At 63.8% G+C, this 12,580-nt stretch carries 12 protein-coding genes; 2 read left to right on the top strand and 10 right to left on the bottom strand.

What is annotated here, in order from left to right; genetic code table 11:
- Positions 1-582: a cupin domain-containing protein gene (locus MESCI_RS02760; RefSeq protein WP_013528422.1), complete on the top strand. Its 582-nt coding sequence runs from the start codon at positions 1-3 to the stop codon at positions 580-582.
- A 99-nt stretch (positions 583-681) separates the two neighbouring features.
- Here MESCI_RS02760 and MESCI_RS02755 read toward each other — a convergent pair whose 3' ends face one another.
- The 10 genes from MESCI_RS02755 to gcvA all read right to left on the bottom strand — a co-directional run bounded on the left by MESCI_RS02755 (position 682) and on the right by gcvA (position 12,253).
- On the bottom strand, positions 682-2,085 hold the full coding sequence (locus MESCI_RS02755; protein ID WP_013528421.1) for an MATE family efflux transporter: 1,404 nt from the start codon (positions 2,083-2,085) through the stop codon (positions 682-684).
- 167 nt (positions 2,086-2,252) lie between these two features.
- Positions 2,253-3,839, bottom strand: a complete 1,587-nt coding sequence (locus MESCI_RS02750) for an FGGY-family carbohydrate kinase (RefSeq protein WP_013528420.1) — start codon at positions 3,837-3,839, stop codon at positions 2,253-2,255.
- On the bottom strand, positions 3,836-4,519 hold the full coding sequence (locus tag MESCI_RS02745) for an HAD family hydrolase (RefSeq protein WP_013528419.1): 684 nt from the start codon (positions 4,517-4,519) through the stop codon (positions 3,836-3,838). Before MESCI_RS02745 ends, MESCI_RS02750 begins: the two co-directional genes overlap by 4 nt.
- A gap of 15 nt (positions 4,520-4,534) precedes the next feature.
- Entirely contained in the window at positions 4,535-6,013 is a 1,479-nt protein-coding gene (locus MESCI_RS02740; RefSeq protein WP_013528418.1) for a mannitol dehydrogenase family protein, read from the bottom strand.
- 146 nt (positions 6,014-6,159) lie between these two features.
- A complete protein-coding gene (locus tag MESCI_RS02735) occupies positions 6,160-6,930 on the bottom strand; it encodes an L-iditol 2-dehydrogenase (RefSeq protein ID WP_013528417.1) in 771 nt (256 codons plus the stop codon).
- 2 nt (positions 6,931-6,932) lie between these two features.
- Positions 6,933-7,931 (bottom strand): ABC transporter ATP-binding protein, encoded by a 999-nt coding sequence (locus MESCI_RS02730; protein WP_013528416.1) that lies wholly within the window; start codon positions 7,929-7,931, stop codon positions 6,933-6,935.
- Between the two features lie 49 nt (positions 7,932-7,980).
- A complete protein-coding gene (locus MESCI_RS02725) occupies positions 7,981-8,805 on the bottom strand; it encodes a carbohydrate ABC transporter permease (protein WP_013528415.1) in 825 nt (274 codons plus the stop codon).
- A gap of 11 nt (positions 8,806-8,816) precedes the next feature.
- A complete protein-coding gene (locus MESCI_RS02720) occupies positions 8,817-9,689 on the bottom strand; it encodes a carbohydrate ABC transporter permease (RefSeq protein WP_013528414.1) in 873 nt (290 codons plus the stop codon).
- A gap of 123 nt (positions 9,690-9,812) precedes the next feature.
- Positions 9,813-11,123, bottom strand: coding sequence for an ABC transporter substrate-binding protein (locus tag MESCI_RS02715; protein WP_013528413.1), 1,311 nt, complete (start codon positions 11,121-11,123; stop codon positions 9,813-9,815).
- Between the two features lie 224 nt (positions 11,124-11,347).
- Entirely contained in the window at positions 11,348-12,253 is a 906-nt protein-coding gene (gene gcvA, locus MESCI_RS02710) for a transcriptional regulator GcvA (RefSeq protein ID WP_013528412.1), read from the bottom strand.
- A 110-nt stretch (positions 12,254-12,363) separates the two neighbouring features.
- Between gcvA and MESCI_RS02705 the strand changes: the two genes are divergently transcribed.
- The gene (locus MESCI_RS02705) at positions 12,364-12,549 is read left to right on the top strand and encodes a hypothetical protein (protein ID WP_013528411.1); all 186 of its coding nucleotides are present in this window, start codon (positions 12,364-12,366) and stop codon (positions 12,547-12,549) included.
- The last annotated feature ends 31 nt before the right edge of the window (positions 12,550-12,580 follow it).

Raw genomic sequence — 12,580 nt, 5'->3', positions numbered from 1 at the left:
ATGCGCGACAGAAACGGAACCCCGAGGATCGGCGTCAAGCTGCGCCATGCCAGACAGGTGCTTGGCCTCAGCCTGGAAGAGCTCGGCGCCCGCATCGGGCTGACAGAGGGTTATCTCTCGAAGATCGAAAACGACCGCGCTACGCCGTCCATGGCGGCTCTGCACCGGCTGGTGCAGGCACTGGGCATCAACATGAACGCGATGTTCGGCACGCTGCAGCACAATGCCTCGGAAGTATTCGTTTTGCGGCAGAACGAGCGTCCGCACATGGAGACGGGACATCGGCGTTCGGGCAACCATGTCGTGCTCGAGCAATTGGTGCCGTCCGGTCCGGAATATCTGCTGCAGATCAACGTTCATGTGATCGAGGCCGGCGGCGGCAGCCCCGAGTTGATCAGCCACAAGGGACAGGAGTTCGGCTACGTGCTCGAAGGTTCCGTCGAATTGCTGGTCGAGGCGAACGTGGTGGCGCTCGAGGCAGGCGACGCGTTCTATTTCAACTCCGAACTCGGCCACGGCTACCGCAATATCGGTTCGACCACGGTCCGCATCCTCTGGGTCAACACGCCGCCGACATTCTGACCGCCTCCAGCGCGGCGCCGGATTTCGAGGGAGTTCTGAAGACGTCGTTCAATGAGCCAACGTCCACAGGACAACAGCCGCCGAGCCCAACCGTCCTGTTCAATGCCCGAACGCGAGCGGCGGCGCCAGTCGGTCGCGCCGCAGCCAGCGCGCCAGCAGCAGCGCGGCCACCACGGCCAGCCCCGTCGACAGGCCGATCCAGATGCCGACGCCATGCAGGCCGAAATGGAAGGCGAGCAGCACCCCAAGCGGCAGGCCGACGCCCCAATAGCCGATCGCGGCATAGATCATCGGCACCTTGGTGTCGTGCAGGCCGCGCAGCATGCCGGCGGCCACCGCCTGGGCGCCGTCGAAGACCTGGAACAGCGCCGCGAAGACCAGGAACGACACGGCAAGTTCGATCACCCTGGCATTGGCCGGATTGCTCAGATCGATGAAGGCGCTGATCAGCGGATGCGGCCACAGGATCATCACCAGCCCCATCAGCGCCATGAAGGAAACGCCGATGACGAAGGCGGTCCAGCCGGCGCGCGACACGCCTTGCGGATTGCCGGCGCCATGCGCAAGGCCGACGCGCACCGTCACCGCCTGGTTGAGGCCAAGCGGCACCATGAAGGAGATCGAGGCGATCTGGATGGCGATCGCGTGCGCGGCCAGCGAATCCGCGTCGATCAGGCCCATCAGCAGGGCGGCCGCATTGAAGATAGTCACCTCGAAGGCGAGAATGCCGGCAATCGGCAGGCCGAGCCGCAACAGGCCCTTGAAGCGTGGCCAGTCCGATCGCCAGAACCGTCCGAACAGACGATAACGGCGGAACTTCTTCTCCAGCATCACCACGGCAGCCAGGCCGATGAACATCAGCGTTGAGGACAGCGAGGTGGCAAGGCCCGACCCGGCAATGCCCATCGACGGCACGCCGAGATTGCCGAACATGAACACCCAGTTGAAGAAGGCATTGCAGGCGACGGCAACAAAGACGATGACCAGCGCCCAGCCCGGCCGCTCCAGCGCCGAGATGAACGAGCGCAGCACGATATAGAAGTAGAAGGGCAGCACCGCCCATTCGAGCCAGCGCAGATAGATGCCGGCCTGATGCGCCAGTGCCGGTTCCTGGCCCATGGCCAGCAGAATGCCTTCGCCGTGCCAAAGCACGAGCCAGATCGGGATCGAGATCAGGATCGCCAGCCACAGGCCCTGGCGCACGGTGCGGCGCAGGTCGCGCACCGAATAGCGGCGGCGGCCAAGCTCGGTGGCGATCATCGGCGATGTCGCCAGCATCAGGCCGAGGCCGAAGATCAGCGGCATGAAATAGAGGTTGGCGCCAAGCGCGCCACTGGCCAGCGTATCCGGCCCCAGCCGGCCCATCATCATGACGTCGGTGGCCGTCATCGCGGTCTGACCGAGATTGGTCAGCACCATCGGCCAGGCGAGCGCCAGCGTCGCCCTGATTTCCTGACGCCAAAGATTTTCCGGCGCGCGAGCGCCGGCTTCGATCGCAGACATTGTTCCGCTCTTTCCAGCTACGGCGCGTCGGCCAGAGCCGGAAGCCGCATGTCAAACGGCAAAACCTTCGGTTTCGCGGCGTTTGCGTCAGCTTCTGGACGAAACGCGACATGAAGGCAAGAGAGGAGGGACGGGAACGGATTGAGCCAGGGACCGGCCCCGATGCTCTAGCGGATCGCGTCCAGCATCCGCCGCTGGCGGTGCATCTCGAGGAAAACCTTGTAGTCGCGGTCGAAACGCCCTGATGATTTCGGGTTCGACGCGCGCTTCCTGCCGCCTTGCTGCATGGCAAGACAGGCCGCGTTGAGGTCGGGAAACAGCCCGGCCGCGGTGGCGGCGATCATGCCGGTGCCGAGCAGCACCGCCTCGTCGGCCAGCGGCTCGATCACCGTGCAGCCGGTGGCGTCGGCATAGAGCTCCATCAACAGCGGGTTCTTGGTGTGGCCGCCGGTGACGTGCAGCGTATCGATCAGATAGCCGTTCTCGTTCAGCGCCTCCAGCACGTGGCGCACGCCGAGCGCGATGCCGACGGCGGTGCGCCAGTAGAGCTTGCACAGGCTGTCGAAGGAGGAGTCCAGCGTCAGCCCGCTGACGACGCCGACGGCATGCGGATCGGCGAGCGGTGAGCGGTTACCATGAAAATCGGGCAGCACATGCAGCCGCGCGGCAAGGTTGTCGCCCTCGGTGGCGCGCAGCTCGGCGACACGCCTGGCGATCTTCGCATGCATGGCGGCATCAGGCTCGCCGCCGGCGCCGTGCCAGCGGATGATGTGGTCGAGCAGGGCGCCGGTCGCCGACTGGCCGCCTTCCGACAGCCACAGCCTGGGCAGCGCCGCGCCGTAATAGGGACCCCAGACGCCGGCGAAGGGCTGCGGATCCGGTGACATCGCCATGACGCAGCTCGACGTGCCGGCGATCAGCGCCAAATGCCGGCCGATGTCCTGTTGGTCGCCGGCAAAGCCGCCGAGCACGCCAAGCGCACCGGCATAGGCATCGATGACGCCGGCGCCGACCCGGCATTTCTCGCTCAGCCCAAGCTCGGCCGCTGCCTGGGCGGTCAGTTGGCCAATATAAGCGCCGACCGGGCTGGCCTTTTCCGGCAAATTGCCGTGCTCGAAAAGATCGCCGAGGCCGACGAGCGCAAAGAAGTCGCGCCGCCAGCCGGCCTCTTCATGCGCCAGATAGGTCCATTTGGCGGTCAGCGTGCATTGCGAGCGGGCCAGCGAACCTGTCGCTTGCCAGGTCAGGAAATCGGTGAGATCGAATAAATAGCCGGCTTCATTCCAGGTCTCCGGCAAATTGCGCTTCAGCCACATCAGCTTCGGTGTCACCATTTCCGGCGACATGACGCCACCGACGTAATTCAGCACGGCATGGCCGCTTGCCGTGCATTCGTCGGCCTCCGCGATGGCGCGGTGGTCGAGCCAGACGATGGTGTCCCAGCGCTTGTCGCCCGTGGTCGAGACGCTGAGCTGGCCGCCTTGCCGGTCGCGCACCACCAGCGAACAGGTGGCATCGAAGGAGATGCCGACGACCTCCTCGGCAGCTATGCCGGCCTTTTCGCGGGCAGCGCGCACGGCGGCGCAGACGGCCGACCAGATATCGCGCGAATCATGTTCGGCGTGATCGGGCTTCGGCTGGTTCATGGCGATCGGCCGCTCGGCGCGGCCGAGCAAGGTGCCGTTGGTGTCGAGAATGCCCGCGCGAGCGCTCCCGGTGCCGACATCGACCGCGCAAACGAACTGTTTCGTCAAGATGCTCTGTCTCTCGCTCCCAGGCCTGCAATCAGATCGGGCAATTGCAGCATGTCAGCGAATATAAAGTCCGGTTCACTCGACGCAAGCCGCGCTTTCAAGGTTGGGTTGCCGGCATGCGAGCCGCCGGTGAAGGCAAACACGCGCATCCCCGCCGCCCGCGCGGCAATGATGCCGGCCGGGCTGTCCTCGATGACGAGGCATTTGCGTGGATGGGCCCGCATGCTGGCGGCGGCATGCAGGAACAGGTCCGGCGCGGGCTTTCCCTTGGCCACCATGGTGGCACTGAACAGATGCGGTTCCATCAGCCCAAGCAATCCGGTGACGTCGAGCGCGTAGCGGATGCGGTCGAGCGTGCCCGAGGACGCGACACAGAACGGCAGCCCAAGCTTCGGCAGCATCTTCTTGACACCGGCGATCGGCTTCAGCTCCTCGCGGAATTTGCGCATCAATTCGACGCGCATCTCGGTCAGGTGCAGGTCGGTGATATCGAGCCCGAAGTCGCGGCCGAGGATCTCGCGCACGCTTTTCATGCTCCTGCCGAGGAAATGCTCGTAGGCGGCATCCTCACTGACGCTGCCGCCGGCAAGCCTGACCATGCCGAGCAGCGCCGAGACGGAGAGCGCCTCGCTGTCGACCAGCACGCCATCGCAGTCGAAAATGACCAGTTCAGGCGTCATGGCCGAGAATGGCTCTCAGAGCTTGCCGGCGAGGTAGCGCGTCAGCGTGGCGCGCGCGCCATTCGCCCACAGCACGTTGAGCGCATGGGCAAAGGCCTCGACAAACGCCGTTGCGCGGCCGACATCGCCATAGATGTCCTCCATGGCGAGCCAGGCGGCGGGAGCGTCCTTTGCTGCCTTTGCCGTCGCCTGCAGCCGGTCCCAACTCGGGTCGTTGGGCTCGATGACGGCGCCGCTGTCCGTCGTGCCGAAGCAATAGCGGCACCACAATGCCGATTCCAGCGCCAGGCCGGCGACGCCTTTCCCGACCTTCAGCCGGTCGGCGATGGTCGGGATGATGAACTTCGGCTGGCGGTTGGAGCCGTCGAGGCAGAGCCGGCGCACCGTGTCGCCGATCTTCGGGTTGGAGAAGCGGCTCTCGATGAGCTGGTAATAGTCTTCCAGAACCGTGTCCGGCACCGGCGGCACCGTCGGGATGATTTCGTCCCGTTCGAGCTTGGCCAGAAAACCGCTCACCAGCGGCTCCTGCATCGCCTCATGCACGAAATGAATATCCATCAGGCCGGCCGGATAGGCGATTGCTGCATGGCCGCCATTGAGGATGCGGATTTTCATCAGTTCATAAGGCGCAACGTCCTTGACGAACTGCACGCCGACCTTTTCCAGCGGCGGCCGGCCATCGGTGAAATGGTCCTCCAGCACCCACTGCCGGAACGGCTCGCAGAACACCGGCCAGTTGTCCTCAAGGCCGAAATCCTTGGCCAGGATGCCGCGCTCGCGGTCGGTGGTGGCCGGCGTGATGCGATCGACCATGCCGTTCGGAAAGGCGACATGCTCGCTGACCCAGTTCGCCAGATCCTCGTCGATCAAACGGGCCAGGCCGATGACGCCATCCGAGGTGACATGGCCGTTGTGGGGAATGTTGTCGCACGACATCACGGTGAACGGCACGGTGCCTTCATCGCGGCGGCGCATCAGCCCAGCAAGAATGATGCCGAACACCGTCTTCGGCGTGGCGCCGGCCTGCGCGTCGGCGACGATGTCGGGATGGATCGGGTTGAACACGCCGGAGGCCGGATCGATAAAGTAGCCGCCTTCGGTGATGGTCAGCGAAACGATCTTGATCGCCGGGTCGGTAAGCCGTTCGATGATAGCGGCCGCATCGCCGGGCATCAGGAAGTCGATCATCGCGCCGGTCACACGGGCATTCATATGGCCAGAGTCCTGCTCGACCACCGTGGTCAGCCAGTCCTGCTCTTCCAGCTTGGCGCGGCCGATCTTTTCACCGTCGAACACGCCGGCACCGATCAGCGCCCAGTCATGGCCGATGCCCGCATTGAACAGATCGTCGAGATAGACGGCCTGATGCGAGCGGTGGAAATTGCCGACGCCGAAATGCACGATGCCGGCCTTCAGCGTCGCGCGGTCATACTTCGGACCTGCGACGTTGGCGGGCAGCTTGGAGAGGTTAGAGGACGAGAGTTTCACGGTCATCTGTTTTACCCTTTGGCCGGGTTTCGGCCTTCGTTACGCTCCTCTCCCCGTCGGGGAGAGGATAAGGGGTGGCACTTGCTACGCGCCCGCTGAAGTCGGCCTCTGCTCCCCGCGGAGGGACGAGGAGCAGAGGCCGTCCCCCGCCCTCAACTCATCCACTGGCCGCCATCGACATTGTAGGTCTGGGCGACGATGTATTCGGCGTCGCTGCTGGCGAGAAACACAGCCATGCCGGTGAGGTCCTGCGCCGTGCCCATGCGGCCATACGGCACTGCCTCGCCGACCAGTTTCTTCTTCTCGCCCCTCGGCCGGTTCTCATATTTGGCGAACAGCGAATCGACGTGATCCCAGTGCTCGCCGTCGACGACGCCAGGGGCAATCGCGTTGACGTTGATGCGGTGCTTGATCAGGTCGAGCCCCGCCGACTGGGTCAGCGAGATGACGGCGGCCTTGGTGGCGCAATAGACGCCGACCAGCGCCTCGCCGCGCCGTCCGGCCTGGCTCGCCATGTTGATGATCCTGCCGCCCTTGCCTCGCGCGATCATCGAGCGGGCGGCTGCCTGCAGCATGAACAGCGTGCCGGCGACATTGACGGAAAACAACTTGTCGTAGCTTGCCCTGGTGATTTCGACGATCGGCGCCAGGTCGAACAGGGCGGCGTTGTTGATCAGGATATCGAGGCCACCGGTCTTCGTCTCGACGGCTTTCACTGCCGCCTCGATCGAGGCGAGGTCGGTGACGTCGAGCTTGACCGCATAGGCCTTGCCGCCAATCTCTGCGGCGGTCTTCTGCGCAGCCTCGAGATTGATGTCGGCGATGGCGACGGTTGCGCCTTCGCCGGCATAGGCTTCGGCGAAGGCTCTGCCGATGCCGCGGGCCGAACCCGTGATCAGCGCGGATTTGCCGGCCAGTCGCATGTTCAGATTGCCTTTCCGTCGGCGCCAAAGCGATGCAGCTTGGCCTTGTCTGGTGTCAGGTAAATGGTGTCGCCGTGATGGACGCCGAGTTCGCCGTCGGCGCGCACGGTCAGCGGACCGACGCCGTCGGCCTGGACGTGCAGGAAGGTGTCGGAGCCGAGATGCTCGGCGACGCCGACGACCGCCTTCCATTCGCCCGCCGTGGTCGAGATCTCCAGGTGTTCGGGACGGATGCCGATGGTCTTGGCGCCGTTTTTGGCAGCCGGCGCGCCCTCGATCAGGTTCATCTTCGGCGAGCCGATAAAGCTGGCGACGAACAGGTTCTTCGGCGTCTTGTAGAGCTCCATCGGCGAGCCGACCTGCTCGATGTTGCCGGCGTTCAGCACGACGATCTTGTCGGCCATGGTCATCGCTTCGACCTGATCGTGGGTAACGTAGATCATGGTGGTCTTGAGCTGATGGTGCAGCTCGCTGATCTCCAGCCGCATGGTGCCGCGCAGTGCCGCATCGAGATTGGACAGCGGTTCGTCGAACAGGAAGGCGGTCGGCTGACGCACGATGGCGCGGCCGATCGCGACGCGCTGGCGCTGGCCGCCTGAAAGCTGGCCGGGCCGGCGTTCGAGATAGTTGGTCAGGTTGAGCACGCGCGCCGCGTCTCCCACCTTCTTGTCGATGGTCGCCTTGTCCTCACCGGCCATCTTCAGCGGGAAGCCGATGTTCTTGGCCACCGTCATGTGCGGATAGAGCGCGTAAGACTGGAACACCATGGCGAGCTTGCGCTTGGCCGGTGCCTCGCCGGTGACGTCGCGGCCGTCGATGTTGATGGAGCCGCCGCTGGTGTCCTCGAGCCCGGCGATCAGGCGCAGCAGCGTTGACTTGCCGCAACCCGACGGGCCGACAAAGACGACGAACTCGCCATTCTCGATCACCAGGTCGAGACCGGGGATGATGGACGTCGCTCCGAAGGATTTCGAGACGTTCTTGAGCGTGATGTTTCCCATGGTTTCCTCCCCGAGGGGTTATTTCTGCCGATTGCTTCGGGCAATTCCGTTATTTCACCGCACCAAATGTCAGGCCGCGCACCAGCTGCTTCTGGCTGAACCAGCCCATGATCAGGATCGGCGCGATGGCCAGCGTCGAGGCGGCCGAAAGCTTGGCCCAGAACAGGCCTTGCGGGCTTGAGAACGAGCTGATGAAGGCGGTCAGGGGTGCGGCTTCCGTCGTCGTCAGCCGGATCGTCCAGAACGCCTCGTTCCAGGCCAGGATGATGTTGAGCAGCATTGTCGAGGCGATGCCCGGCACCGCCATCGGCGTCAGCACATAGACGATCTCGTTCCACAGCGATGCGCCGTCCATGCGCGCCGCTTCCAGGATCTCGCCAGGGATTTCGCGGAAATAGGTGTAGAGCATCCACACCACGATCGGCAGGTTGATCAGCATCAGCATGATCATGAGGCCGATGCGGCTGTCGAGCAGGCCTGTGTCGCGGAAGATCAGGTAGATCGGGAACAGCACCGCGACCGCCGGCATCATCTTGGTGGACAGCATCCACATCAAGATGTCCTTGGTCCGCTTGGTCGGCGAGAAGGCCATCGACCATGCCGCGGGTATGGCGACCAGCAGGGCCAGGATGGTCGAGCCGACCGAGAGCAGCACCGAGTTGAAGAAGAACTTGAAGTAGCCGCTCTGTGCCTGGACCTCGGTATAGCTCTCGAACGTTCCCGACGGGATGATGCTGAAGCCCTGGATGGCTTCCTGCTCCGACTTGAACGAGGTGATGATCGTGTAGAGGATCGGGAAGAAGATCAGCAGGGCGACGATCCAGGCGGCAACCGTCGCGATCGTCTTGTGCCGGGTGGTGACTGAGCGTGCCATCGTAGCCTCCCTTACTTGTCCAGGTTCTTGCCGACGGCGCGCATGGCGAAGAAGGCAACGATATTGGCGAGAATGACGGCGATCACACCGCCGGCGGATGCCTGGCCGATTTTGAACTCCAGCAACGCCTTCTGGTAGACGAGGAAGGGCAGGTTGGTGGAGGCGTATCCCGGGCCGCCATTGGTGGTGACGAGGATCTCGGCATAGACCGAGAGAAGGAAGATCGTCTGGATCAGGATGACGACCGTGATGGCGCGCGACATGTGCGGCAGCGTCAGATAGATGAAGCGGCTGATGAAGCCGGCGCCGTCCATCTCGGCGGCTTCCTTCTGCTCGCCGTCGAGCGACTGCAGCGCGGTCAGAAGAATGAGCGTCGCGAAGGGCAGCCACTGCCAGGCGACGATGATGATGATCGCCAGCATGGGATGTTGCCCGAACCAGTCGATCGGCTGGGCCCCGAAGAAGCGGGCTATGTCGGCGAACACCCCGTATTGCGGGTGCATGATCATGTTCTTCCAGACCAATGCGGCCACCGGCGGCATGACGAAGAACGGAGAGATGACGAGGATGCGCACGATGCCCTGGCCCCACATCGGCTGGTCGATCAGCAGCGCCAGAAGGATACCGCCGATCACCGTGATCAGGAGCACGCTGACCACCAAGGTGAGCGTGTTGAGGATCGACTGCAGGAAGGCCGGGTTGGAATAGAACAGCGCGTAATTCGAGAAGCCGACGAAGCCGTCGCGGATCGGATTGAGCGGGTTGTACTGCTGGAAGGAGAACCAGATGGTGATGACCAGCGGCACGATCATCCAGACGAACAGCAGCACCACGGATGGCGCCATCATGAAACGGGCAAGCGAACGGGTCTGCTGAGTAGCCATGACGGTCACCCTTCACTGGTCAGACGGAATTTTCAAAGGCGTTAAAGGCGGCCGCCCGAACTGGGAACTCGGGCGGCCGTTGCCGGTCAAGGAGGCGACCGGCAGTCGGCACCGGGAGGAGCCTTACTTGATGTATCCGCCCTCGGTCATTGCCGCGGTGGCAGCGTCCTGGGCCTGCTTCAGCGCGTCGTCGACGCTCGACTGGCCGGCAAGAGCCGCCGAGAAGAGCTGGCCGACCGTGGTGCCAAGGCCCTGGAACTCAGGGATGGCGACGAACTGGACGCCGACATAGGGCACCGGCTTGACCGTCGGATGCGTCGGGTCGGCGGCGTTGATGGAGTCCAGCGTCATCTTGGCGAACGGAGCCGCCTTCTGGTACTCGGCATTGGCGTAGAGCGAGGAGCGCGTGCCCGGAGGAACGTTGGCCCAGCCTTCCTTCGAAGCGACGAGCTCCGCATAGTGCTTGCTGGTCGCCCAGGAGACGAACTTCTCGGCGGCATCCGCTTTCTGCGTGCCGGCGGGGATGGCCAGCGACCAGGCCCACAGCCAGTTGCCGCGCTTGCCCAGGCCATTGTCGGGCGCCAGCGCATAGCCGACCTTATCGGCGACAGTCGAGTTCTTCGGGTCCGAAACGAAGGACGCGGCGACCGTGGCGTCGATCCACATGCCGCATTTGCCCTGCTGGAACAGCGCCAGGTTTTCGTTGAAGCCGTTGGAGGAAGCCCCCTCGGGGCCGTCGGCCTTCATCAGGTCGACATAGAACTGCAACGTGTTCTTCCATTCCGGCTGATCGAACTGCGGCTTCCAGTTCTCGTCGAACCAGCGGGCGCCGAAGGAGTTCGACATGGCGGTCAGGAAAGCCATGTTCTCGCCCCAGCCGGCCTTGCCGCGCAGGCACACGCCGTTCACGCCATTGGCGCGGTCGGTCATCTTGTCGGCGGCCTGCTTGATGAAGTCCCAGGTCGGCGCGTCGGGCATCTTCAGCCCGGCCTTGTCCATCAGGTCCTTGCGGTACATGACGAAGGAGCTTTCGCCGTAGAAGGGCGCGGCATAGAGCTTGCCGTCGACCGAAAGGCCGCCAGCAATGGCCGGGATGATGTCCTTGGCGTCGTAGTCGTCGCCGAGCTTGTCGAGCGGCAAAAGCCAGCTCTGCTTGGCCCAGATCGGAACCTCATAGGTGCCGATGGTCATCACGTCGTACTGGCCGCCCTTGGTGGCGATGTCGGTGGTGACGCGCTCGCGCAGCACATTCTCTTCGAGCGTAACCCAGTTGAGCTGGATGTCGGGGTTCGCCTTGGTGAAGTCCTCGGTCAGCTTTTGCATGCGGACCATATCGCCATTGTTGACGGTGGCGATGGTGATGGATTCGGCATGTGCGGCGAACGCAAGCGTGCTGGCCGACAACAAGCCCAGGGTGAGCGTGCGAAGTTTCATCAAATTCCTCCCTTGAACCAAGATGAGCATTTGCCTTGGCTTTGGGCAATTACTCACTTGGCGTGAATTATGTCAAGTCGGATTCGATGCTGCAGCGCAGCACCCGGGCGACACCGCAGGCCGGGACGAGCGGAAATTGCCAGGACGAAGAGCGTCCCGGCCGGATACAGTGCGGCAACAGCGGATAGATCTGTGAGGCCAGGTGCAGCCCGCAAGCCTGCCGGTCAGCAGGCGATCTCGGCCAGCAGCCAGTCGCGGAAGGCACGGATCTTCGGCACGTTGCGGCGCGCTTCGGGGTAGACCAGCCAAAAGGCATGGCCGTCGTCGCCAACCAGATCGAAAGGCTGGATCAGGCGCCCACCGGCAAGTTCCGCCTTGAACAGCGCCCTGGTCAGGATCGCGACGCCATGACCGGCGATCGCCGCATTGGCCTCATAGGCCTGCGCGCCCATGCTGCTGCCGGGCCGTTTGGCGAGATCGTGCGAGTGCACGCCGGCAGCCTCGAACCATTGCGTCCACCAGATGTCGCCGGGATCGAGGATCGGCAGCCGCAACAGGTCCGCCGGTTCCCTGACGCCGCCGATGCTTGCCGCGAGCTTCGGGCTCAGCATCGGCGTGAAATCGGCATCGAGCAGCTTGTAGGCTTCCAGCCCCGGCCATTTGCCGCCGCCCGACCGGATGGCGAGGTCGACATCCTCGCGGGCGAAATCCGTCAGCCGGCTCGATGTTTCGAGCCGCACGGCAAGGGAGGGATGAGCGATCTGGAATGAGCCCAGATGGTGCGCCAGCCAGTTCGAGGCAAAGGTCAGCACCGTCGTGACGCACAGCAATCCGTCGGCGCCGCCACGCGCCGCCGCATAGGCCTGGCCGAGAATGGCGAAGGCCTCGCTGACCGCTGGCGCAAGGCGCTGTCCAGCCTCGGTGAGTGCGATCTGGCGCGGCCGGCGCAGGAACAGCGGCGCGCCGACCCGTTCCTCCAGCACCTTGATCTGATAGCTGACCGCCGCTTGCGTCATGGCAAGTTCCTCGGCCGCCTTGGTGAAGGAAAGATGCCGCGCCACCGCTTCGAACACCCGGATCGCCTGCAGCGGCGGAAGCTGTGAAACCTGCCGAGAGCTGAGGTCCGGCATAAAGCCTCCTTATGGGTCCTTATCGACGTTCGATTGGCAAAGGCCGCCGTCAAGACCGACATTTCCAGTCAACCCGTCATTCGGGTTCAGGATAGCGAAGGTTGACGATCATGACCATGGCGCAGCAAAAATGCACTTCCGCACCCGATCATCGCTGGTTTTCGTGGCTGACGGATGGATTCGGCTGGTTCGCAGCCAAAAAACGGGCACATCTCGACATCAGGGACCTGTCGCCGCATCTGCAGCGCGATCTCGGTTTTCTCGATGGCAACGACCCTTTCGGGCGGCACAGCTAGCGCGGTTGGTTTTATCGCAGATCAGTTGTGC

Source organism: Mesorhizobium ciceri biovar biserrulae WSM1271, from assembly GCF_000185905.1.
GTDB classification, from domain to species: domain Bacteria; phylum Pseudomonadota; class Alphaproteobacteria; order Rhizobiales; family Rhizobiaceae; genus Mesorhizobium; species Mesorhizobium ciceri.
Note: the sequence above shows the minus strand (reverse complement) of the source record. Positions and strands in the feature narration are given on the sequence as shown.